Annotated in this window: 17 protein-coding genes and 1 pseudogene; 16 read left to right on the top strand and 2 right to left on the bottom strand. The window is 62.6% G+C overall.

Annotated elements, in window-relative coordinates:
• Positions 1-65: 65 nt before the first annotated feature.
• The 3 genes from ICM05_RS08055 (at position 66) to ICM05_RS08045 (ending at position 4,691) form a co-directional block, all read left to right on the top strand.
• On the top strand, positions 66-947 hold the full coding sequence (locus tag ICM05_RS08055; RefSeq protein WP_188024067.1) for an undecaprenyl-diphosphate phosphatase: 882 nt from the start codon (positions 66-68) through the stop codon (positions 945-947).
• Positions 947-2,194 carry a cysteine--1-D-myo-inosityl 2-amino-2-deoxy-alpha-D-glucopyranoside ligase gene (gene mshC, locus ICM05_RS08050; protein ID WP_188024066.1) on the top strand — a complete coding sequence of 416 codons (1,248 nt, stop codon included), beginning with the start codon at positions 947-949 and terminating at the stop codon, positions 2,192-2,194. The genes ICM05_RS08055 and mshC overlap by 1 nt, the downstream gene beginning before the upstream one ends.
• Before the next feature lie 121 nt (positions 2,195-2,315).
• Positions 2,316-4,691: a hypothetical protein gene (locus ICM05_RS08045; RefSeq protein ID WP_188024065.1), complete on the top strand. Its 2,376-nt coding sequence runs from the start codon at positions 2,316-2,318 to the stop codon at positions 4,689-4,691.
• An 85-nt stretch (positions 4,692-4,776) separates the two neighbouring features.
• Here the strand turns inward: ICM05_RS08045 and ICM05_RS08040 are convergent, their stop codons facing one another.
• Complete coding sequence (locus ICM05_RS08040) at positions 4,777-5,886, bottom strand: PAC2 family protein (RefSeq protein WP_353055853.1); 1,110 nt, start codon at positions 5,884-5,886, stop codon at positions 4,777-4,779.
• Between the two features lie 110 nt (positions 5,887-5,996).
• Between ICM05_RS08040 and ICM05_RS12775 the strand changes: the two are divergent.
• From ICM05_RS12775 to lnt, 7 genes and pseudogenes are all read left to right on the top strand, one after another.
• Positions 5,997-6,572 (top strand): annotated as a pseudogene (locus tag ICM05_RS12775) (HAD family hydrolase); the annotation flags it as partial.
• A 177-nt stretch (positions 6,573-6,749) separates the two neighbouring features.
• Positions 6,750-7,817, top strand: coding sequence for a tRNA (adenine-N1)-methyltransferase (locus ICM05_RS12770; protein ID WP_251364596.1), 1,068 nt, complete (start codon positions 6,750-6,752; stop codon positions 7,815-7,817).
• 108 nt (positions 7,818-7,925) lie between these two features.
• The gene (locus tag ICM05_RS08030; RefSeq protein ID WP_188024063.1) at positions 7,926-8,828 is read left to right on the top strand and encodes a peptidylprolyl isomerase; all 903 of its coding nucleotides are present in this window, start codon (positions 7,926-7,928) and stop codon (positions 8,826-8,828) included.
• Positions 8,829-8,833: 5 nt separating this feature from the next.
• Complete coding sequence (locus tag ICM05_RS08025; RefSeq protein WP_188024062.1) at positions 8,834-10,933, top strand: YafY family protein; 2,100 nt, start codon at positions 8,834-8,836, stop codon at positions 10,931-10,933.
• Positions 10,934-10,943: 10 nt separating this feature from the next.
• A complete protein-coding gene (gene tatC / locus ICM05_RS08020; RefSeq protein WP_215401762.1) occupies positions 10,944-11,777 on the top strand; it encodes a twin-arginine translocase subunit TatC in 834 nt (277 codons plus the stop codon).
• Between the two features lie 2 nt (positions 11,778-11,779).
• Entirely contained in the window at positions 11,780-14,068 is a 2,289-nt protein-coding gene (locus tag ICM05_RS08015; protein ID WP_188024061.1) for an RNA helicase, read from the top strand.
• On the top strand, positions 14,068-15,708 hold the full coding sequence (gene lnt, locus ICM05_RS08010; RefSeq protein ID WP_188024060.1) for an apolipoprotein N-acyltransferase: 1,641 nt from the start codon (positions 14,068-14,070) through the stop codon (positions 15,706-15,708). The genes ICM05_RS08015 and lnt overlap by 1 nt, the downstream gene beginning before the upstream one ends.
• A gap of 6 nt (positions 15,709-15,714) precedes the next feature.
• Here lnt and ICM05_RS08005 read toward each other — a convergent pair whose 3' ends face one another.
• On the bottom strand, positions 15,715-16,080 hold the full coding sequence (locus ICM05_RS08005; RefSeq protein ID WP_188024059.1) for an RNA polymerase-binding protein RbpA: 366 nt from the start codon (positions 16,078-16,080) through the stop codon (positions 15,715-15,717).
• A gap of 155 nt (positions 16,081-16,235) precedes the next feature.
• Between ICM05_RS08005 and ICM05_RS08000 the strand changes: the two genes are divergently transcribed.
• From ICM05_RS08000 to ICM05_RS07975, 6 genes are all read left to right on the top strand, one after another.
• Entirely contained in the window at positions 16,236-17,018 is a 783-nt protein-coding gene (locus ICM05_RS08000) for an SDR family oxidoreductase (RefSeq protein WP_188024058.1), read from the top strand.
• A gap of 368 nt (positions 17,019-17,386) precedes the next feature.
• Complete coding sequence (locus ICM05_RS07995) at positions 17,387-18,772, top strand: amino acid permease (protein WP_188024241.1); 1,386 nt, start codon at positions 17,387-17,389, stop codon at positions 18,770-18,772.
• A gap of 77 nt (positions 18,773-18,849) precedes the next feature.
• Positions 18,850-20,421, top strand: a complete 1,572-nt coding sequence (locus tag ICM05_RS07990) for a methyltransferase (protein WP_188024057.1) — start codon at positions 18,850-18,852, stop codon at positions 20,419-20,421.
• Positions 20,422-20,448: 27 nt separating this feature from the next.
• Positions 20,449-21,759, top strand: coding sequence for a histidinol dehydrogenase (gene hisD / locus ICM05_RS07985; RefSeq protein WP_188024240.1), 1,311 nt, complete (start codon positions 20,449-20,451; stop codon positions 21,757-21,759).
• Entirely contained in the window at positions 21,759-22,241 is a 483-nt protein-coding gene (gene nrdR, locus ICM05_RS07980; RefSeq protein WP_188024056.1) for a transcriptional regulator NrdR, read from the top strand. Before hisD ends, nrdR begins: the two co-directional genes overlap by 1 nt.
• Positions 22,242-22,254: 13 nt before the next feature.
• Complete coding sequence (locus ICM05_RS07975; RefSeq protein ID WP_370566773.1) at positions 22,255-23,289, top strand: quinone-dependent dihydroorotate dehydrogenase; 1,035 nt, start codon at positions 22,255-22,257, stop codon at positions 23,287-23,289.
• Positions 23,290-23,300 lie beyond the last annotated feature (11 nt).

Raw genomic sequence — 23,300 nt, 5'->3', positions numbered from 1 at the left:
GACGGCGGCCCTCCGCGTGAGTGAACTCGCGCGGAGCACAGTACCACTGGCCACGAAAGGAAACGATGAGTTTCTTAGACGCAATCTTGCTCGGCATCCTGCAGGGACTCACGGAGTTCTTGCCGGTCTCTTCCAGCGCGCATCTGCGCATTGCAAGCGAGCTCCTCGGAATCGGTGACGCGGGTGCGGCGTTTACGGCGATCACGCAGATCGGTACCGAGGCTGCCGTCATCGTGTTCTTCTGGCGCGACATCGTACGCATCATTGGGAATTGGTGGAAGTCGCTGACGGGCAAGCTTCCGCGCAAGAACCCCGACGCTCTCATGGGCTGGTGGATTATTCTGGGCTCGCTCCCGATTGTTTTGCTTGGTCTCGTCTTCGAAGACGCGATTGATACGACGCTTCGTTCACTGTGGTTTACCGCAACGATGCTCATCGTGTTTGGCCTGCTGCTTGGGTTTGCTGATCGCTTTAGCCCGAAGACGCTCCCGCTCGAAAAGATGACCTGGCAGCACGGCCTGGCATACGGCTGCGCGCAGGCGCTCGCGCTCATTCCAGGCGTGTCCCGTTCTGGTGGCACGATTACCGCTGGTCTGCTGATGGGGTACAAACGTGAGGCCGCTGCACGCTACTCCTTCTTGTTGGCGATTCCTGCCGTGCTGGGCTCTGGTTTCTACAAGCTCCTCAAGGAAGTGAAAGAACCGACCGCTGGTGTTCCGATGTCACTCACCCTTGTGGCTACGGTGATTGCGTTCGTGATTGCAATCTTCGTCATCAAGTTCTTCATGGGGTACATCTCCAAGAAGAGCTTCATGCCCTTCGTGATCTACCGGATCGCGCTCGGCATTATTGTCTTCATCCTCCTCGGCACCGGCGTTCTCGATGCTGATGGTGGAACCGCAGCGAGCGCGGCCGCAGCTGCCCTCGCAACGAATGGAGTTGGTTAATGCGTACCTGGACCCAGCCCGAGATCCCCGATCTTCCCGGCGAGGGCGTCACCCCGAAGCTGTTCAACACCGCGACCGGGCGACTGGAGTACCCAGCAATCCAGGATGGCAAGGCATCGCTGTACGTGTGTGGCATTACGCCCTACGACGCGACTCACCTGGGTCATGCCTTCACCTACCTCACGTTCGACATCATGCAGCGTGCCTGGCGCGACGCCGGCATCGAGACCGTGTATGCGCAGAACATCACCGACGTTGATGATCCGCTGTTGGAACGCGCAAACGCGACCGGTGTTGACTGGCGTGAGCTTGCCGACGACCAGATCGGGCTGTTCCGTTCTGACATGTACCGGATGGGAATGATTCCGCCTGCGCACTACGTCGCCGTGACCGAGCAGATCGACGAGATCGCAGCGGCCGTGGCTGAACTCCTCGCGCGTGGGTTTGCATACACCGTCCCCACCGCCGATTCGCTCGGCGGAGACGACATCTACTTCGACGTGCAGGGTGCTCAGGAACGTTCGCAGTGGCGGCTCGGCGATGTCGCTCCGTACGACCGCGAAACAATGGCAAAGTTCAGCGCGGAGCGCGGGGGAGACCCCGACCGCTACGCGAAGCGTGACGCGCTTGATCCACTGCTGTGGCGCTCCGCACGCGAGGGTGAACCAAGCTGGGACACCGTGGTGGGCGCAGGCCGACCTGGTTGGCACATCGAGTGCTCGGTCATTGCGACCGGCGCTCTCGGTGGCACCTTCACGGTGCAGGGTGGTGGCGAAGACCTTGTGTTCCCGCACCACGAATTCACGGCGGCGCACGCGACCGCAGTGACGGACACCCCACTTGCGCATCTCTACAGTCACGCGGGCCTCGTTGCTTATCGCGGTCACAAGATGTCGAAATCGCGCGGAAACCTCGTGTTCGTTTCGAAGCTGCTTGATGCAGGCGCTGATCCCAGTTCGATCCGTCTTGGATTGCTTGCTCACCACTACCGCTCGGAGTGGGAGTGGGAAGATGCCGATCTTGAGCAGGCGGATCGACGCCTGCAAGCGTGGCGTGACGGTCTTGAGCGCGAGTGCGCCGAACCCCTATCGGCGGTCGGCGTTGTCCAGCAGCTCCGCACGGCGCTCGCAAACGACCTTGACACCCCTGTCATGCTCGCAACGCTCGATGCGGCGCTTGATCGCGGTGTTGATGACACGAGATTGCTTTCTGATGCAGTGCTCGCACTGCTGGGAGTCGCCCTGTAAGGCAACAGCTGTACTTTAACTCTTGTGTGACACCAAGTTAGCGCATAGGTTACACGTAGACCCATATGGGGTTTGTGATAGTAATCTGTGCGCTTTTTGGTTGTATACAAGGGAGTATCTAGTGTCTGAGTCGAAATTCAGCGGTGCATCATTTACGAAAAAACGAACTGTCGCGACCACCGCAGCCGCCGCCGCAGTCGTTGCAAGCATGGCGGTCGCTCCCGCCATCGCTTCCGCGGCGACCTTAGCGGTTGACCCGTCAGTCGCGCGTCAGACCGCAGACACGAACGCAACGTACCAGGCAGCAAAGAAGCGCCTGGCACTTGCAGAGCAGGCGCTGGCCAGCGCTCAACGTGTGCTCGAAGTGGCAGTCGCCGAACACGGTGAAGCATCAGCTGCGACAGAGGAAGCTCGCGTGGCGGTTGCGGCCGCGGAAGAAGAACACGAGGCAGCAGTCGAAAGCCTTGATGCCATTGCGGCGGTGAGCGAGCTTGATTTTGCGACCGCTATCCATGAAACAGCAGCGGCCGAGCATCAGGCAGCAAGCGATGCGCTGACCAGTCTCCAAGCGCAGATCGACCTCAAGCGTGACGCGGTCGCGGGCGCAAGTGAAGAGGTTGAGCGCTTGGAAGAGGCGAGTGCAGCCGCGGATGAGCTCGCTGAGGAAACCGCGGCGTTGGCGGCAACGGTCGACATTCCAGCACTCGACGCCGCCATCGCGGCGACAAAGACCGCCCTGACAACCGGGGAAAGTGACGCTGCGGCGGATCGGGCATCGCATGATTCGCTCCAGGAAGCAATCTCCTCGAACCAGGAAGAGATTTCGGAGCTTCAGGAAAGCCCACCGCGCGCTGAAGCCGTGATTCGTGGCGAGCTGGATGACTACGAGCGGCAGCTGAACCACCTGATCAACGTCGCTCCGGCTCAGGCGGCCGCGGCCGTGAGTGAAGCAGGGCGATTGCTGCTGGAGGCTCAATCCGCGCACGCGACAGCGGCAGAGGTGCTGACACAGGCCAACGAGGCCGTGACCGTTGCGAAGTCTGCACTGGCCACAAAACTGGCCAACCCCGATGATCAGGCGCTGCTTGAAGCGTTTGATGCGCTGCAGGCCACTGCTGCCGAGGCAGCCGGCATCACGCAGAACGCCCGTGACGCACTCGCGGCAGCGACGCGCACGAAAACCGAAGCGGAAGCAGCGCTCGCTGCACTCCCAGCAGACGCGATGCCGTCAGAGCGCGAGGCCGCCGCGGAGCGCCTTGCGGCTGCAGTGCAGGCGGAGAATGCCGCACAGGCTTCGTTGAATAGCGCGAGCGGGAGTGAAGCTGTGGCGAACGCAAATGTCGCGAACGCGCAGAGCGGCGTAGACGGGATTCTCGCGAGTCGCGCACAACTGGCGGCAGCGGTGTACGATGCAGAACTCGCAGCAGAATCCGCCGCTGAAACGGTGCGAGACCGCGCAGAAGATGCAGATCGCGCGCAGGACACTCTCGATGAAACGCGCGCCGCTGAGGCGGGGATCCCTGCGGCAGTAGCGCAAGCGGAAGACGACATCGCGAGAGTGAGCGAAGAGCTCGCGCTTGCCCTCGCACACGGTGCAACACTTGCGGAGTTGCAAACACAGGCTGTGGAACTCGGGGCGTCGCTTGCGCAGCTAGAAGAAGCTCTCGCTGCGTGGCCGGACTTGCTCGCGCGGCTCGCAGAGGCAGCAGCGGCAGCAGAGAGTGCTCGGGAGGCTGGCGACGAAGCGATTGCAGCGGCCGCTGCGGCTGACAGTGACGCTGCGCGCCTGGGTGACGAGCTGTCAGCTGCTCGCGCGGCATTCGCGCAGCTCGAACAGGAGCTTGCCGCCCTCGAAACGCAACTCCCTGACGTCCTCGCGCGTGCGGAAGACGCAGCGGCGGCCCTGGCAGCAATTGAGGCTGAGCTCGACTGGCTCAACGACCATGCCGGTGCGCTCGAGCCGGGCGCGGGAGAGCCGGTGCCAGGTCCAACATTCCGGAGTTTTGCTGCGGCCCTGGCTGATGCGCCGGTGTCATCTCGCGACAAGGCGCTCGCTGCGGCCGGAGGCGTTGTCGACGCCTCGCAGGCACAACTTGATGCTGCTCGAGCCGCACACGAAGACGCGCAGGGTGCGTTGCTCCGCAGCGGGGCCGCGCTGAGCGACGCGCAGCTTGCGGCTGAAGCAGCTGCGGCTGAGCTGGCCGCGGCGCGCGCGGGGTATCTGGCACTTGGTGGCGACAACGGGCCGACTGCCGGCGAGGTTGTCGACACCGATACGGGCACGGGAACCACTGGCAACGGAGGCGTAGGCGGCGGTACCGTCACTACCACCGGTGCAGCAAACACTGGTGTCGCGACAGGCGCAGCAGGAAAGCACGCTGCCGGCCTGGCCAACACCGGCGCTGACATGAGCTCGTTGTACCTGAGCGCAGCGACGTTGCTGGCGCTCGGTGCTGGTGTGACAGTGCTCTCTGCGCGACGAAAGCGCCTAAGCTAGCCTCGCATCTCGATACATAGCAGAGCGCCCACTCGGAGGAACCTTTCCTGCGAGTGGGCGCTCTGCGTATGCGGCATCACATGTGTTAGTGCTGAGTGGGCTGCTCGTCGTCGGGCAGATCGGTGGCATCCGTCTCAGCGGTGATGCCATCAGCAGAGTCATCCGATGGCTCAGTGGCGTCCGTTCCCGAATCGGATTCCGCCTGCGCCTGGGGGAGCGAGACAGAGCTATCGGACTTCAGGAGATGCTGATCCGCGCCCAAAAAACGTTCGAACTCCAGCGCAAGCGCATCACCCGCGCCGTCTGCCGCGTGCAACTCATCGCGGGCTTCCTCGAGCCGGGTGATGTATCGGGACATCTCCTCGTCAACGCTGGCGATGTTGTTGATGTTGTTCTCCCAATCCGTCGCGAGATCCAGCAAGTCGCCACGGGGGATGAAAATATCGAGAATTTCCTCAAGCTTGTCGAGCAGCGCCAGCGTTGCCTTCGGTGAGGGGGCGCTGTGCACGTAGTGGGGAACCTGAGCCCAGAGTGCGACGGTCGGCACGTCGCGTGCGTTGAGCGCAAGGTCGACCGCAGTCAGGACGCCAGCTGGTCCTTCGTAGGTTGCCTTTTCTGCTTCGAGGGCTTCGCGGAGTGCCGGGTCTTCGGAGCTGAGGGTGGTCACAATGGGGCGGGTGTGCGGCGCATCAGCGAACAGTGCGCCGAGGAATACGACGACGTCGATATCCCAGACATCGACGAGATCGACGATCTCCTCGGAGAACGCAGACCAGTCCCGGGTGGGCTCTACACCTGAGAGGACGAAAAGTTCCGTTACGGCCGTGCCGTCGAGGCGAGTCACACGGTCGACAGCAACAGCTTCGACGGCGCCTTCGGGCACGGGGAGGCCTTCGAGCTCAGCGAGTTCGGCAATACCTGCGAGCTGTTCCAGCTCGGGGCGGCGCACCGGACCCCAAAGCTTGGTGTCGGGCCAGGTGATGATGCGCTTGCCGTCCTCATCGCGACTCACGCGCGGCCGATTCAGCTGCAGGTCGCAGTACTGTTCGCCGGAGATCGTGTGAATGACCTCATTGTCGAGCATTTCCGTGAGGTGAGCAACAGCTTCGGTGGTTGCGTCTCCGGCATTGCTCCACCCTTGGAACGCGGCAATCAAAATGCGCGCGTCTTCTCCGGATGCGGAGCGAATACTCACGAAGAATCTCCTTCACAGGGTTTCAGCGCGGCACAGATTTGTTGGCCAGAGGGCCTCGACGCGCTTGCAGACCACCAGAGTACCGGAGATTGGCCGGTAGACTGGGGTGAATGAACGCCCATCACGCTGCGCCCAACGGCCAGGACCACGCGCTGCCGCTGGCGACGCTGTGGGACATGGACGGCACGATCATTGATTCTGAGCCGTTTTGGCTCCGTGTTGAGCTCGCAATGCTTGCACGGTATGGCATTGACATGCCTGCCGACTTGCCAGAGCAGTTGGTGGGTACTGGCCTCCGTGATGCGGCCCGCCGCTTCCAAGAACTCGGTGTGCCGCTCACGGTTGACACCATCGTTGACGAGTGGGCCGACGGCGTCGTCGCAGGTATGCAGACGGAACCGGCAGTGTGGCGTCCCGGTGCTCGCGAGCTGCTCGCTGAGCTCGGTAGCCTCGGTGTTCCTGCGGCACTGGTGACGATGTCGGTTCGGCGGATCGCAGATGCGGTTGTCGACATGCTGCCTGCTGGCACGTTTGCCGCTGTCGTGGCTGGTGACGAGGTGACACACGAGAAGCCGCACCCCGAGCCGTATGTGCTCGGCGCACAGGCGCTTGGCGTCGCCATCGAGGAGTGCGTCGCCTTCGAAGATTCACGCACGGGCGTTCGCTCGGCAGCTGCCTCCGGCGCCGTGACGATCGGCCTGCCAAACATGGTGTCGCTCGCAGACGCACCCGCCCACGAGGTCTGGGATTCCGGACTCGCGGGCCGAAACGCAGACGATGTCAGCAAGACTTTTACCCTGTACCGATCCGCCCACTCGGCGGGTCAGGACTCACATCTCACATCCACGATCGAGGAGACAGACATGACCGATCAGCCAAGCGCGACTGACGCGGCTGCAGAGACCGCGGGAACCCCCGCACTGCGTGGCCCGTTTGTGTACGGCGACCGCGTCCAGCTCACCGGCCCCAAGGGGCGCATGAACACCTTCACCCTTGAGGTGGATGGCGAGTTCCAGAGCCACCGTGGCACGCTGCCGCACGCCAAGATTGTCGGTCAGCCCGACGCCTCAGTGGTCACGAACTCGTCGGGCGAGGAGTACCTGCTGCTCCGCCCGCTGCTGTCAGACTTCGTGATGTCGATGCCCCGCGGCGCAGCCATTGTGTACCCGAAGGATGCGGCGCAGATCCTTTCGCTCGCAGATATCTTCCCTGGCGCGAACGTCGTCGAGGCTGGCGTTGGTTCTGGTGCGCTCTCGCTGCACCTGCTCCGCGGCATCGGCTCGACCGGCACCCTGCGTTCGTTCGAGCGTCGCGACGAGTTCGCTGAGATCGCTCGTGCGAACGTGCGCGCCTTCACTGGCGAAGACCCCGCAAACTGGTCAGTGACGGTCGGTGATCTCCAGGACGAGCTTCCCAACGCGGTTGAGCCTGGCTCGATTGACCGCGTTGTGCTCGACATGCTCGCTCCCTGGGAGTGCGTCGACATCGCGGCTGATGCGCTCGCTCCTGGCGGCGTCATCATTTGCTACGTCGCAACCGTCACCCAGCTGTCGCGCACCGTTGAAGAGATGCGCCGCTCGGGCCTGTACACCCACCCGCAGGCGTCGGAGACGATGGTGCGCGGCTGGCACGTTGAAGGCCTCGCAGTCCGCCCCGACCACCGTATGGTTGCGCACACCGGCTTCCTTGTCACTGCTCGTCGCCTCGCGCCGAACACGACGGTTCCCGATCTCAAGCGCCGCGCGTCGAAGAGCGACTTCACCGACGCCGACCTTGCGAACTGGCTGCCTGACATGGGAGACGCCACTTCAGAGGAGACCTGGACCCCAGAAGCCGTTGGCGAGCGCGTGAAGAGCGACAAGATTCTTCGCAAGAAGGCTCGCGAAGCGCAGAAGGTCGCTGACCAGCGAGCGGATCGCGCAGAAGGTTAATTTTCAGTACACACAGGGCGGCGAGCTTGCAGGAATCGCCGCCCTGTGTGGCACTAGGATGACAAACATCCCGATCGTTTTCGATCTGTCCCCTCGAGAGGTTTCTCCATGCTTCGTCGCATTGTCCCGGCCACTGCAGCGGCCGCCCTTCTGGTTGCTGGTCTGACTGGCTGCACCTCGGCTCACACCGCTGAGGCGAACTGCAAGCCGATGTTGACCGCAGGTTCCTCGAGTGACTCGGTGTCGGTGCAGGGTGGCATCGGTGACCCGATCACTGTGAGCCTTGCGTACCCCCAGAAAGACCTGCTGACGCAGCGCACGATCCTGAACAAGGCTACTGACCGCAGCCGCGTGATCACCGAGGGTGACATCGCGACCGTCAACATGGTCGTCATTGATGGCGGATCAGGCCAGACGATCTACGACAGCAAGGAACAGTCCGGCGGCAGCTCGAAGCAGCTTGTCTCTGTCACCGAAGCGCAGGCGTCTCCCTTCTCCGAAGGTATCCGCTGTGCGGCGCCCGGTGATCGCGTAGTGGTGACCCTGAGCTCGCAGACGGCAACCCAGTACGGCATGACCATGGGGACGCCCGCAATCGCCGTCATCGACGTGATTGATGCGTTTGGTCCAAAGGCGGAGGGCCGCGCAAAGGGCCTGCCGAACGGCTTCCCCGCGGTCGTTACCAACGAGGCCGGTCAGCCCGGTATCGTGCTTCCCCCGTCGAAGGCGCCGACCGGCACGCAGTCTGCGGTGCGTATCGCTGGCGACGGCCCCGTGGTGAAGGACACCGACATCGTGCAGGTAAACGCTATGGGCGTGAACTGGGCAGATCAGTCAGTCTTCGTGAACACGTGGGACAGCGGTATGACCGCACCACTCGGCGCAGATTCGGGTGAAGACCCCCTCCGCGCTGCCCTCACCGGGAAGAAGATCGGCTCGCAGGTCGTCGTCATCACTGACGTTGGCGGCCAGGCACAGGTCTTCATCATGGACATCGTCGCGGCAGGTTAATCTGCATGGCGGCAGTCGAGTGGGATGACCTCGACGACTGGGACGCGCTGTTCGGGCCTCTGAAAAGGAATCGGCCCGAGCAGCGCCTCTTCACGCTCGTCCTCGCGTTACTGTCGAGCGAACGGGGTCTCACGAAACAAGAGCTCTTCGACACCGTCGACGGGTATGACGTGCAGCCTGCCGCGGGGGAGACCCGCAAGCAGCGACTCGCGGCACTCGAGCGTCAATTTGAACGTGACAAGGCGAAGCTGCGGGACATTGGCGTTCCGCTCGAAGTCATCGAATCACCCTCGGAGCCTGGAAACAATCAGATGCTCCGCTATCGCGTGTCCAAACGCGAGCTGCAGGTCCCAGAAGGCCTGACCTTTAGCGACCGTGAGCTCATGCTCCTGCGCCTTGCTGCGCTGTCGTGGCGACGCGGCAGCCTCGATACGGTGAGTCGCCGTGCGACGCTGAAGGTCGAGGCACTGCGTGCGCCTGATGCGGCGCTACACGGTCACGTCGTTCCTCGCTTCGGGCTCGCTGAGCCAGCGGCGCCTGCGCTGCTTGCCGCAATTGACGCGGGGGAGAACGTGCGGTTTGAGTATCAACTGCGTGGTCGATCCGCGCCGCTCACCAGGCACGTCGCACCGCTAGCAATTCATCGGTTCGAGGGCCGCTGGCATGTGCTCGGCTACGACCTTGATCGCGATCAGCCGCGCGTGTTCTTGCTCTCTCGGATCACCTCGGTCATCAAGCAGACGCGTCAGCCGTTTGATCGAGAACTTCGCGCATTGGTGCCCGAGCAGATCGCGGCGCTCGTGTCCCTCCAGGAGCGCCAGCCAGTGCGCGTTGCTGCGCGAGTCGGTTCTTTCGCTGCCGGCCAGCTGCGTCAGCGAGGTGAACTGCGGCTCACTGCTGACGGCGCGTATGCGGTCGTTACGTTCGGCACGATTGATTACGCCGAGCTCGCGACGGAGCTTGCGGCGTACGGCGCTGACATCGTCGTGCTCGAACCTGCATCGCTTCGCGACGATGTGCGTGATGCGCTGCTTGCGGTTGCCTCGGCTCACGCAGGGGAGGCTCCGGTACCTATCGATGCTCCCTCGAAACAACATCGCTCTGCTGTTGCGCGGCGCGCGCCATTGGCGATGGAAGATGCGGTGTTGCTGTTGCTCGCGCTGGTGCCGTTCCTGCGTGAAAGCGGCCCGGTGTCGTTGGCCGAGCTCGGCGAGCGGTTTGAAGTCGATGAATCGCGTCTGTTTGATCTCATTCGTTTTCTTGGCACAGCCGGGATTCCAGGGGAATCGTTGTCGTATCAGCACGACGATCTCTTCGATATTGACTGGGACGCACTGAAGGACGGCGTCGTGAGTCTCTCGCACTCGGTTGCGATTGACGATGCGCCTCGATTGAGTGGCGTGGAGCTGTCATCGCTGTTGCTTGGCCTTGAAGCGCTCATGCCGGTGCTTTCTGCGTCTGATTCCGAGCTAGCGGCAGGACTTCGCGCCCGTCTCGGCAGGCTTGGTGACGCCGCGGGCAACGCGGCGATTTCTGCTGCTGGCGCGCCAGCGGATCCGCGCATCGCCAAGATTGCCCAGGCAATCGAGCACCGCGAGGCCATTGGATTCACCTATGTGAGCCGCAATGGCATCGAGAGCACGCGCGTGGTCGACCCGTATCTTCTGGTGGAGCTTGACGATGCGTGGTACCTCCGCGGGTGGTGTCGCGAGCGCGTTGGTGAGCGGATGTTCCTCGTCGCAGGCATGTCCGATGTCAACAGTGCTGGTCCAGCCGATGATACGCACGTGATGAGTGATCATCGGAGCGAAGACAACGCAGACCTCCTCGTCGCACGTCTGCCCGATCGTCTGCTCTCCCGCATCGACGGCTTTTCGCCGACGGTGGTGGAGCAGCTCTCTGGCGATCGCGTGCGCGTGCAATTGACGAGCTGGCACGCTGATACTGCGGTGCGGCTCGCGCAACGTGCGCCGGGCGAACTTGAGGTTGAGCAGCCGACGGTTGCGCGATCCGCCGTGCGTGAATGGGCAGAATATGCCGCACGCTGGCATTCTTCTTGTACCGCTGCGACCGCGTCGCAGTTCGGGTTGAGCGAGCTGAGATAAGCTGAGAATCATGGCAAAAAAGGCGAAGGATCCGCAGCGCAAGACTGGGCGGATGAGTCTGGGCTCGCACCTTGTGGAGTTCCGCAACCGATTGGTGATCTCAGCGATCGCCATTGCGGTTGGTCTGATTGCTGGTTGGGTACTCTCAGACTGGGTTTGGGAGATGCTGCGCAAGCCCATTAACGACCTTTCAGTGAATGGCCGTACTGCGCTTATCCAATACACCGACGTCACGAGTGGCTTCGACACGAAGATCCAGATCTCGCTGTTCATCGCTGTGATTATCGCCTCGCCGATCTGGCTTTACCAGATCTGGGCGTTCCTTGCCCCTGGGCTGACGAAGCGTGAAAAGCTATATGGCGTTGGCTTCCTTGGCACCGCCGTGCCGCTCTTCCTCGCCGGCATCTATGCGGGCTGGATGGTCCTGCCGAACATTGTTCGTCTGATGTCGACGTTCCAGCCGACCGAAGATGCGTTCTACATCAACGCGCGCACCTACCTCGAGTTCACGATTAAGCTCCTGCTTGCTGTTGGCGTTGGGTTTGTGATGCCGGTGTTGCTTGTGCTGCTGAACTTCATCGGGGTACTGCGCGGCAAGACCATTCTCAAGAGCTGGCGCATTGCGATCATGATTATCGTGTTGTTTGCGGCGCTTACGACCCCTGCGGCGGATCTCATGAGCATGTTCTTGCTCGCCGTCCCCATTACTGTGCTGTTCTTCCTCGCGACCGGCGTTGCTATCTTGCATGACCGACGCGTTGACAAGCGACGCGCAAAAGAATTTGCAGACTACGATCGCGATGACATCCCAGATATCGCAGATGTCACAGAGGAGCCCAAGTAACCATGTCTGAGGCCGGTTCAGAGATGACAACGCATCCCGCCCTTGACCACTTTGAATCGCGCCTTGCATACCCGCTGGATCCGTTCCAGCGCGAGGCATGTGCTCGACTGGAAGACGGCAAGAGCGTACTTGTTGCTGCGCCGACCGGGTCGGGTAAGACAACGGTTGCAGAGTTTGCCGTGTACCTCGCACGCCGAGAGCGTGATGAGCGGATCTTCTACACCGCGCCGATCAAAGCGCTCTCGAATCAGAAGTTCCATGAACTCTGCGAGGCCTACGGTGAGGATGAAGTTGGCCTCCTCACGGGTGACGTCAATCTGCGCGGAGACGCACCCATCGTCGTAATGACGACCGAGGTGCTGCGAAACATGATCTATGCGGAGTCGTCGGCGCTCGATGACCTCGGTTTCGTCGTGCTTGACGAGGTGCACTTCCTCGGCGATCGATTCCGCGGTGCCGTGTGGGAAGAGATCATTCTCCACCTGCCGCCAGAGACGCGTCTCGTGTCGCTGTCTGCGACCGTGTCGAACGCGGAAGAGTTCGGTGACTGGATGCACGCGGTTCGCGGCGAGACTGACGTGATTCTCTCTGAGCATCGCCCAGTGCCGCTGTACCAGCACGTGCTTACCTCGCGTGAACTCATTCCGTTGTTTGTCACGAAGGATGGTGAGACGACGACCGGCGGTCGCGTGAATCCAGACCTGCGGCAGCTGGCGGGAAGCCCCCGCCCGAGCGGCGGTGGGCGAAACAGCCGTGATCGTCGTGAGCGTGCCCGTGGACGCGCCCCTGAACGTCGCTCACGACGCATCTCCCGCGCAGATATTGCCCGGTCGCTCGCCGAGGCGAGGTTGCTGCCGGCTATCGTCTTTATCTTCAGCCGAAATGGCTGCGATCAGGCCGTCAAGCAGTGTCTCTTTGAAGGAATGAATCTCACCTCCCGCGAGGAGCGCGCTGAGATCCGAAAGGTGGCGGATCGCGTCGTCCGAGACCTCTCAGCTGAGGATCGCCGGGTGCTCGGGGTGCGCGATTGGATCTCAGGTCTCGAGCGTGGCATCGCGGCTCACCACGCAGGCCTGCTTCCCGCGTTTAAGTCGGCGGTCGAGGAACTCTTCCAACGCCGTCTCGTGAAGATCGTCTTTGCAACGGAAACGCTCGCGCTCGGTATTAATATGCCTGCCCGCGCGGTCGCCATTGAACGTCTCGATAAGTTCAATGGCGAACAGCGTGTGCCGCTCACCTCAGGCGAGTTCACCCAGCTCACCGGTCGAGCCGGCCGACGTGGCATCGACGTTGAGGGTCACGCCGTTGTCGTCTGGCAGGACGGGCTGAACGTTGAAGAGCTTTCGCAGCTCGCAGGTGCACGTTCGTTCCCCGTCAAGTCAAGCTTCCGGCCCACGCCAAACATGGCAGTGAATCTGCTCGAGCGGCTGACGGTCGAGCAGGCGCAAGACACACTTGAGCTCTCCTTTGCACAGTTCCAGGCAGACCGCGCGGTGGTGGACCAGGCTCGTGACCTCCAGGCCGAGCAGCGCTCGCTTGCGGGCTACGAGCGCGCGGCGGAACAGGCACAGGGATCCGACAAGAAGCGCTGGGAAGACCGCGCTCGTAAACTTCGGCGCAAGATTGAGCGCGGTCGCCGCCAGGTCACGAACAAGACGGGCACGATCGCTCGCACATTTGGTCGCGTGGTTGATGAGCTGCTTGAACTCGACTATCTCGAGAAGACTCGTATCAACGACAAGACCGAGATCGTCGTGACGGGGTGGGGCGAGATGCTCCGGCGTATCTACGGAGATCGTGATCTGCTTGTCGCACAGTGCATTCGTTCTGGGCTGTTTGAGCCACTCGATGCGACCGCGCTTGCGGCAATGTGTTGCACGCTGAGCTACGAGCCGCGGCGAGATGACGAAGAGTCGCCACGCCTGCCGGGAGGTGCCTTCTCGGCTGCCTACGATCGGATCCTCGATGAGTGGGTCTATCTCGACGACCTCGCTGAGCGTTATCGGTTGCCGCAGACGACCATGCCGCATGCTGGCCTCGCGGCAGCCATGTACGACTGGGCTGCAGGTGCAACGTTTGAGAACGTGCTCGCGCAGAGCGGCATCGGAGCAGGCGATTTCGTCCGTTGGTCGAAGCAGACCATCGACCTGCTCGATCAGGTCGCTCAGGCCTGTGCACACGCCGCCCAATTCGAGGGTGCCCCCGAGTCGCTCGCAGAGCTGGCAACGCGCGCACGCGATGCAAAGCGCCTCGTGAAGCGCGGCATCGTCGAAGCCTCGAGCTCGAGCTGATGGCCTGGTTGCAGACCGCGGGGCAGCCCGCGCGCCTTGCGTGGTACGTTGCATTTCCTGCCGCGGCGGCGGGCGGCGCGCTGTTTGACCTCGCAAGTCCCGGAGTCGGAGCGTGGCCGCTCATCCTGCCTGGGATTGCGCTCATACTTGCAGCGTGGTGGCAGCAGCGCGTTGGCGTGGCACTCCTTGCCGGGCTTATTGCTGGCGCGGCGTATTGGCTGTTGCACATTTCTTGGCTGACCCTGTACCTCGGCCCACTGCCGTGGATCGGGCTTGCAGGTGCGATGACGGTGTGGATGGTGTTGCTTGGCGGCGTCACTGCCGTCGCAACACGGGGACTGGCACAGCTTGCTGCGATCCGCCCCCATCTTGCGCGCTGGCTCGTTCCTGCGCAGGCGCTCTCTGCCGCAGGACTCTGGGTGCTGCGCGAGCAGGGACAGATCTCGCTGCCATACGGTGGGTTCGCGTGGGGGCGAGCTGGTTTCCCCCTCGCAGAATCACCGTGGAACGCGCTGGTGTCGTGGACCGGATTCGCCGGGTTCAGCGGTCTGGTTGTGCTCGTTAGTGCCTGCGTGGTTGGGTACGCCTGGCCGCGTACGAATAGGGCGCGGATCACCGCACGTCACCGAGTCATCGGTCTGGGTGTGACCGCAGCTGTCGTCGCTACTACTGCGTTCGTGCCGCCGTATACCTTGCCAACGACCAGCACCCTGCGCGTCGCAGCGGTGCAGGGAAACGCACAGGCTGCGATCTTTGATGATCGTGAGGCAGGTGCGGTATTTCGCGATCATGTGACAGGCACTGAAGAATTGCTCGATGAGCTTGAGGCCACGGGGGAGCGCGTTGACCTCATCGTGTGGCCCGAGAACTCTGCTGAGTTTGACCTGCCGGGGAAACCGCTCCGCAGTATGGAGGTCGCGCGGCTATCAGCTCGGGCCGATGCGCCGATTGTCGTCGGCACGATTCTGCAGGACTTCACGCCAGAGACTCCTGAGGGCATCTACTCGAACAGCGTTGTGGTGGTCGACCGTTTCGGTGTCACTGACCAGCGATACGACAAGCGATTCCCAGTTCCGTTTGCGGAATACATGCCGAACCGTGACTTCTTCCACATGTTGGCACCAGATCTCGTCGACCTGGTGCAGCTGGAATACACGCCGGGGGAGCGTCCGTCGGTCCTCGAAGCCGTCACCGCGCAGGGCGTTGTGCGTATGGGCACAGCGATCTGCTTCGACATGGTGATCGACGATCAGGCGCGCGCAATGAATGCGGGCGGTGCAGAACTCATCCTCGGCCCGACGAACAATGCTGACTTTGGCCAGACTGACCAGAGCGCGCAGCAGCTTGCGATTGCACGTTTGCGCGCTATTGAGAGCGGACGCTCGCTCGTGAACATCTCGACCGTGGGCACGAGCGCGATCGTTCTCCCCGATGGCACGTCAGCTGATGCGCTGACACCGTTCACTCGTGATGCGATGGTCGCTGAGGTGCCGCTTGTTGCAGGCGCAACGGCAGGCATCGTGTTGGGGTCGTGGTTCGCAGCCTTCTGGATGCTCCTCGGGACGCTCGGATGTGCAGCCGGCGCAGTCGGTCTCTGGCAGGGGCGCGGATCGCGCAAGCGCAACGACCCCGCAGCCTAGGAGGCGTTACTTCTTCTTGCGGCTACCGCGGCGAGCGCGCAGGATCTTGAGGCGTTCCTCAAGAACTTCCTCAAGCTCTTCGCGGCTTCGGCGCTCAATGAGCATGTCCCATGGGGTGCGCTGCGTCGACTCTTTGCCTTCAAATTCGGCGCGAGCAGCCTTGCCTGCCTCGTCGTCGAGGAAGCCGAGTTCGCCACTGCGCTGATCGGTCCACTCGGCCGGGGGCTCGGCATCGGCGTCAAAGACCACCTTGAAACGGGTGCCTTTGTCGGTCAGGTATTCAACGGTCTTGCGGGGAGCCAGCTCAACGCCCTGCTCATTCTGCATGCTCGTAGCGCCAATGCGGGCTCCGCGAAGTGTGCGATCGGCCATCTTGGACCTCCATGTCGAGGGCGACACCTCCTGGCTTCTTCATCGCCGCCCACCTATGTGCAGGCTATCGGGGATCGCGTCGCGGCGATAGAGGGAATGTTTCTTCCAGTACGCTGGGTGGGTACGTATGCAGAGTCCTCAAAGGAGCATCGCAGATGACTGAAACCGCTCAGCCCACCGTCCTCGAGTCGGGCAGCCTTGCTGGCCGCCGCGCACTGGTCACGGGATCCTCCCGCGGCGTTGGCGCCGACACCGTCCGCTACTTTGCAGAAGCTGGCGCAGACGTCGTCGTAAACTTCCGCAACAAGGCGCCCCGCGCAGAGAAGCTTGCTTCGCAGCTGCAGGACCTTGGTGTTCGCGCGCTCGTGCAGGGTGCTGACCTCACCGACCCCGAGTCAGTGCAGGCCATGATGGCGAACGTGAAGGAAGAGTTCGGCGGTCTCGACATCCTCGTGCTTAACGCTTCGGGCGGCATGGAGAGCGGCATGGCTGAGGACTACGCTCTGCAGCTGAACCGTGACGCGCAGCTCAGTGTGCTCGATGCAGCGCTTCCGCTGCTCGGTGAAGGTTCGCGCGTCGTGTTCGTGACGAGCCACCAGGCACACTTCATTCGCACGACCCCGACCATGCCGGAGTATGTCCCGGTTGCAGAGTCGAAGCGTGCCGGCGAAGACGCACTCCGTGCGCGTATTCCCGAGCTTGAAGCTCGCGGCATCGGCTTCGTCGTGGTCTCGGGCGACATGATTGAGGGCACTGTTACCGCAACGCTCCTCAACCGTCTGAACCCCGGCGCGATTGAAGAGCGTCGTGAGCAGGCAGGCAAGCTGTACAACGTCGCAGAGTTCGCTGCTGAGGTTGCGAAGGCTGCGGTTGAGCCGGTCCCCGCAGACAACACCCGTCTCGTTGGTGACACTTCAAGCTTCAACGGCGAAGGCTAAACGCTTTCTTGCTTCACTCAGCGGCTGCTTCTCTTTTGGAAGTAGCCGCTGTTTTGTGTCATGAAACATGTGGGTGGCCCTGTCAAATTCTCATGCGGCGGGTTTGCCCAGTGCGATCGGAAGTCACTGTGCAGATGCGACATCTGCATATTTGCAGTGATCCGCGAGACTAAGCGGGACGGTTCTCACCAGGACCTGGCAGTGTTGCCATCTTGCTTGTAGAGCAGCGTGGCAACAGGCAAAGAGTCTCGATTTTTCAAGGGCGAAACATGCAGAGTGAATCTCGCTACGACAAGCCGGTATCCCCGGCCACATCAGCAGGCCAAGTTGTTTCCGGTCAGCAAAAGCTTCGGTCACGACATGTGACCATGATCACGCTCGGTGGCATCATCGGCGCAGCGTTGTTCGTTGGCTCGGGCAACGTTATTCGGAGCGTCGGTCCCGCCGCGATCATTTCCTACCTCATCGGCGGCTTGTTGGTCTTCCTCGCGATGCGCATGCTCGGCGAGATGGCTGCGAACCGGCCAGCTACCGGATCCTTCATGGAATACGCTCGCGTCGGCCTTGGCGGCTGGGCGGCGTATCTGGTGGGCTGGTTGTATTGGTACTTCTGGGTTGGCGTGCTGGCCTATGAAGCGGTCTTGAGTGGCGAAACACTCCACGCCTGGTTCCCGGTGCTGCCATCGTGGGCCTGGGGTATTGGCATGCTTGTGCTTTTCATCGGCGTGAATATGGTGTCGGTGCGCGCATTCGGCGAGGTGGAATTCTGGCTCGCGAGCATTAAGGTCATCGCGATCGTCGTCTTCCTCGGCGCTGGCGTCCTCTTCGTCCTTGGCCTGTGGCCCGATTCGCACTTCTCGGTTCCCAACCTGTGGGAGCACGGCGGTTTCGCACCGAACGGTGTGGGCATCGCCTTGACTGGCGTCTCGCTCGTGATCTTCTCCTACTTCGGCACTGAAATTGCGGTCATGGCCGCCGCTGAGTCTGAGGATCCCGGAAAGGGTATTCGCCAGGCAACCGGTACCGTGATCTGGCGAATCCTCCTCTTCTTTGTTGGCGGCGTACTTATCGTCACCATGGTCATTCCCTGGAACGAGCTTCCTGCTCCGACGAACGTCGCGAACGCGCCGTTCACCCTGGTCTTCGAACGCTTCGGCCTGCCTTTCGCAACCGAGATTATGCAGCTCATCATCTTCACCGCGGTGATTTCGGTGCTCAACTCTGGCCTGTATTCTGCATCGCGTATGTTTGCAGCGCTCGCAGAGCAGGGCTACGCCCCGAAGATCGTCGCTCGCAAGAACCGACGCGGGGTGCCCGTGTTTGCGCTCATTGCTTCAACGTTCGGTGGCATTATCGCTACCCTCGTGAACTTCTTCGCTCCCGACTCTGGCGTCTTTGACTTCATCATGAATTCGGCCGGTCTTGTTGCGCTCTTCGTGTACGTACTCATCGCACTCACCCAGATGCGTATGCGCCAGCAGATGACCCCTGATGAAGTAGGCAAGCTGAAGATCAAGGTGTGGCTGCACCCCTGGTTGAACATCTTCCTCATCGCCGCGATCGCTGCGATCGTCGTGGTCATGCTGACGTCTGAGAGCGGTCGCACGCAGGTCTTTACGAGCCTCGCGGCAACGTTGGTTCTGGTGATCTTCTGGCCGCTGGTGAACAAGAACCTCAAGAAGCGTCGCATCGCGGGTCCGAACTTCGACACCGTGATCTCTACGCAGGTCAACAGTTCGGTCACGAAGCGTTAACTCGAGCGCACCCCGAACGCCCCGGCACTGTGTCGGGGCGTTCGGCATTCCTGAGGTCCACACCGTAAGCTTGCACGGTGAAGATCGACCTTATCGACCAGCTGCGCCACGACCTTGACCACGCGGACTACTGGGCAGAAGCCGTGATGGCTGAGCTTGGTGTGACTGCCGACGCCGCGCGTCTGCGCGGTGTGTTCGCACCTGCGTTGCGGGTGCTTTCCGAACGTGCGCAGGGTGCGGATCAGCAGACGCCGCTGAGCATCCTCATTCAGATCTTCCTGCTTGGTCAGGAGGTGAGCGCTGCCGATCTCACCCATGCGCTCCCGAGCCTGACGGCCACTGGTGCTGTTGAGCTCGGCCTCGTTGCCAGTGTCGCCGATGGCGCGAGCGCCGCAGATGAGCGTTTCCGGGCAGCGCTTTCCCTGAACCCGGTGCAGGTCGAAGACTCGCGGAGCGATGATCCGCTGGATTGGCGCATCATTTCCGACCTTGACGATCAGCTGCGCCGCGGTCCTGCGCGCACCGATCATGTCATGGGAATTGGCGGTGCGACCCGTTCGCTCATCTCCCAGGCGCCGGGCCGTGATGTCGCAAGCTCACTCGATCTGGGTACCGGTTGCGGCATTGTTGCCCTGCACCTCGCGCTTCGCGGCCCCGTCGTCGCCACGGACATTTCTGAGCGCGCGCTCATGATCGCACGTGCCAACGCACGCCTCAACGAAGTGTCTAACATTGAATTCCGACAGGGGAATCTGTTTGCTCCGGTCGAGGGAGAAAGCTTCGAACTTGTGCTGTCGAACCCTCCCTTTGTGATCACGCCACGTGACGACTCTGCCCCGGTCTATGAGTACCGAGACGGTGGAATGACCGGTGACGCGCTTGCGGAACGGGTGGTACGCGAGGGACCAGCGCTGCTCGCAGCCGGCGGCACGCTCATCTGCCTCGCGAACTGGGAATCGCCGTGGGGCCAGAATGGACTCGGCCGCGTGCAGACCTGGATCGAGGCGGCAAGCGACGCGCACGGTGCGCTTGCCGCGTGGGTCATTGAGCGAGATCGCGTCGAGCCGGCACAGTACGCAGAGACCTGGGCCCGCGACGGTGGCGCACGCCCCGGCTCTGCAGAGTTTGAGCGCCTGATGAACGGCTGGCTCAACGATTTCGCTGCGCGCCGCATCGCCGGGGTGGGGCTTGGGTCGATCCGCATCCGTCGGGAAGTCACGCCGGGAGTCGACCCGCTCGTGCACATCGAGCAGGTTGCCGGTGCGTACGGCGGGCCGCGAACTGGTGACCTGCTCGCATCGGCATTTACGAACGGCGTCATTGCCGCGCGGATGAGCGACGCCGAGGTGCTGGCGACGCACTGGCTGCGGTCACGCGATGTTGTTGAAGAACGCGAGCACACTCCGGGCGAGGAATCGCCGCGAGCGCTTGCGCTCACGATCGACCGTCCGCTCGCGCGGCGCGTGGGGGCGGATCCGCTCATTGCCGCCGCGGTTGGTGCGTGCGATGGCGACCTCGACCTCGGTCAGATTGCAGACGCGCTTGCGACGATCCTTGAGGTCGACGGCGGCGCAGCTGCCGAGGCGCTCATCTCGGCCGTGCGCGAGCTCGCATGGCTCGGAATGCTCGCGCCATCGACGGGAGTGTGACCGCCCGCCAGGTAGACTGGAAGGGTGATGCGAACGATTGATCTGCGGGGGCGCGAGCTTACCCGCGCTGACCTGCTCAAACTCGTCCCGCGTGCGGCCCTCGGAGCAGAGGTCGCCGTAGAGCGTGTCCGCCCGCTTGTCCAGGACGTTGCCGTCCGCGGCGAGCTTGCCCTGCGTGAACAGGCGCGCGACTTTGATGGTGTTGAAGGGCATGTGCTTCGTGTCCCAGAGACAGCCGTGCAGGAGTCGCTTGCCGACTGCCCGCCCGAGGTCGAGGCTGCACTCCGCGAGCTCATCGTGCGTCTGCGTCAAGGCTCTGCGGCGCAGGTTCCTGCCGAGCAGGTCACCCGCATCGCTGACGGTGCCACGATCACGCAGCGCTGGCAGCCCGTGTCCCGCGTAGGCCTGTACGCGCCGGGAGGCAAGGCTGCCTACCCGTCGTCGGTCATCATGAACGCCGTCTCTGCGCAGACCGCAGGTGTTCCCGAACTTGCCCTTGCCTCGCCTGCTCAGGCGGACAACAACGGCCTTCCGCACCCCGCTGTGCTGTGGGCGGCAGCCCTGTGCGGTGTGACTGAGGTGTACGCAATTGGTGGCGCTGGCGCAATTGCAGCGTTTGCGCACGGTGTCCCGAGCATTGACCTTGCGCCGGTCGATGTCGTCACTGGCCCGGGTAACGTGTTCGTTGCCGCCGCTAAGCGCGTCGTGAGCGGTCTCGTCGGCATTGACTCTGAGGCAGGCACGACTGAAATTCTCGTCCTCGCTGACTCGAGCGCGGATCCCCGCTTCGTCGCCGCCGACCTCATCAGTCAGGCTGAGCACGACGAGGCAGCAGCTTCGGTACTCGTGACCGATTCGGAAGAGTTTGCGGCCCGCGTCGTGGCTGAGGTTGCGGCACGTGCGGGGGAGACCCGTCATGCCGAGCGCGTCGCAGTGGCCCTCGGCGGCCCGCAGTCGGCAATTGTGCTGGTTGATGACATGACCGTTGGTGCACGGGTAAGTAACGCATACGGCCCAGAGCACCTTGAGATCCAGACCAGCAACGATGACGAGATTCTCTCGCTCATCACTGACGCAGGTGCGATCTTCGTCGGTAGCTACAGTCCGGTGAGTCTTGGCGATTATCTCGCGGGTTCGAACCATGTGCTTCCCACCGGTGGTACCGCACGCTTTGCTTCCGGCCTCGGCGCACACACCTTCCTACGTCCGCAGCAGATCATTTCGTATGACCGCGATGCGCTGGCACAGGTCGAAGCGCCATTGCTCTCTCTCGCTGGAGCCGAGGGCCTGCCCGCGCATGGCGAGGCAGTCTCGGCGCGATTCGAAGAGGCACGCTAATGCACTGCCCGTTCTGCCGCCACTCAGACTCGCGTGTGATCGATTCGCGTACCGCCGATGACGGTATGTCGATCCGCCGCCGTCGTCAGTGCCCCGAGTGCGGTCGCAGGTTTACGACCACCGAAACCGCGAGCCTCACGGTCATCAAACGTTCAGGTGTGGTTGAGCCGTTCAGTCGCGAAAAGGTCGTGAGTGGCGTCCGTAAGGCCTGCCAGGGGCGCCCGGTCACCGACGCTGATCTCGCAGTACTTGCGCAGCGGGTTGAAGAGTCCGTGCGGTCGGCCGGCATTGCTCAGTTTGAAGCGAATGAGATTGGCCTTGCGATTCTGCCGCACCTGCGTGAGCTCGACGAGGTCGCCTTCCTACGATTCGCAAGCGTCTACCAGGCCTTCGACTCGCTCGCAGATTTTGAGAGCGCGATCAGTGATCTTCGCTCGAACGCTTCGTCCCCGAGCGCAAGCTCAGCACCCATCAAGGAGTAATTCCGGCATGCGCCTGTACCCCGCACTGTTCAACATCTTTTTCAAGCCGATGGATCCCGAGGTGGCACATCACCTCGCGTTCCGCGTGATCCGAGCGACCCCGCTGCTTGGTGGACTCGTGCGACGCTACTGCGCTCCCGACCCCTCGCTCCAGGTTGAGGCACTCGGTCTCACCTTCCCGAGCCCGTTCGGTCTCGCAGCAGGCTTTGACAAGAACGCAGAGGGTATTCGTGGTCTCGGCGAGATCGGCTTCGGCCACGTCGAGGTCGGCACGGTCACGATGCACGCGCAGCCGGGCAATCCCAAGCCGCGCATGTTCCGCTTCGTTGCTGACCGCGGTCTTATCAACCGGATGGGCTTCAATAACGGCGGATCGGCAGCCGCGGTTCCCCGCATCGAGCGGGCCCGGCTGCGCAAGGATCGCCCGATCATCGGTGCAAACATCGGCAAGAGCCGCGTGACCCCGTTCGACAACGCGATCGACGACTACGTGTGGAGCGCCGGCCGTCTCGCACCGATCTCTGACTACCTCGCCGTGAACGTAAGTTCGCCCAACACGCCCGGCCTGCGCGGTCTGCAGGAGATCGACATGCTCGAGCCGCTGCTCGCTGCAGTGCGCGAGGCTGCGGGAGAGACCCCACTGCTCGTGAAGATCGCACCCGACATGGGGGACGAGCAGATCGACGGAATTGTCGCGCTCGCTGTCCGCCTCGGGCTTGACGGCATTATTGCGACCAACACGACGATCTCGCGTGAGGGTCTCTCAGCAACGCCCGCTGAGATCGAGGCGATTGGAGCAGGTGGCCTCTCTGGCGCACCGCTCAAGGATCGCTCGATTGAGGTCCTCAAGCAGATTCGCAAGACCGCTCCCGCTGACTTCTGCGTGATCTCGGTTGGTGGCGTGACGACTGCGGCCGACGTGATCGAACGTCTCGACGCCGGCGCGACCCTGGTGCAGGGCTTCACCGCGTTTATCTACGAGGGACCGCTGTGGGCGCGCGCGATCAACCGTGGCCTGAAGAAGGCTGGCTGGCGCCAGGCCGCGTAGCTGCAATGGGG

The sequence above is a fragment of the Leucobacter sp. cx-42 genome (assembly GCF_014529985.1).
In the GTDB taxonomy this organism is placed as follows: Bacteria; Actinomycetota; Actinomycetes; order Actinomycetales; family Microbacteriaceae; genus Leucobacter.
The sequence above is the reverse complement of the archived record's forward strand: the minus strand, read 5'-3'. Positions and strand labels throughout refer to the sequence as shown.

Excerpts from the sequence above, each read along its gene's own strand:
- tatC (WP_215401762.1), top strand. The coding sequence starts at position 10,944 with ATGGCAAAAAAGGCGAAGGATCCGCAGCGCAAGACTGGGCGGATGAGT.
- nrdR (WP_188024056.1), top strand. The coding sequence starts at position 21,759 with ATGCACTGCCCGTTCTGCCGCCACTCAGACTCGCGTGTGATCGATTCG.
- mshC (WP_188024066.1), top strand. The coding sequence starts at position 947 with ATGCGTACCTGGACCCAGCCCGAGATCCCCGATCTTCCCGGCGAGGGC.
- ICM05_RS12770 (WP_251364596.1), top strand. The coding sequence starts at position 6,750 with ATGACCGATCAGCCAAGCGCGACTGACGCGGCTGCAGAGACCGCGGGA.
- ICM05_RS07995 (WP_188024241.1), top strand. The coding sequence starts at position 17,387 with ATGATCACGCTCGGTGGCATCATCGGCGCAGCGTTGTTCGTTGGCTCG.
- ICM05_RS08025 (WP_188024062.1), top strand. The coding sequence starts at position 8,834 with ATGGCGGCAGTCGAGTGGGATGACCTCGACGACTGGGACGCGCTGTTC.
- lnt (WP_188024060.1), top strand. The coding sequence starts at position 14,068 with ATGGCCTGGTTGCAGACCGCGGGGCAGCCCGCGCGCCTTGCGTGGTAC.
- ICM05_RS08030 (WP_188024063.1), top strand. The coding sequence starts at position 7,926 with ATGCTTCGTCGCATTGTCCCGGCCACTGCAGCGGCCGCCCTTCTGGTT.
- ICM05_RS08000 (WP_188024058.1), top strand. The coding sequence starts at position 16,236 with ATGACTGAAACCGCTCAGCCCACCGTCCTCGAGTCGGGCAGCCTTGCT.
- ICM05_RS08055 (WP_188024067.1), top strand. The coding sequence starts at position 66 with ATGAGTTTCTTAGACGCAATCTTGCTCGGCATCCTGCAGGGACTCACG.
- hisD (WP_188024240.1), top strand. The coding sequence starts at position 20,449 with ATGCGAACGATTGATCTGCGGGGGCGCGAGCTTACCCGCGCTGACCTG.
- ICM05_RS08005 (WP_188024059.1), bottom strand. The coding sequence starts at position 16,080 with ATGGCCGATCGCACACTTCGCGGAGCCCGCATTGGCGCTACGAGCATG.
- ICM05_RS08015 (WP_188024061.1), top strand. The coding sequence starts at position 11,780 with ATGTCTGAGGCCGGTTCAGAGATGACAACGCATCCCGCCCTTGACCAC.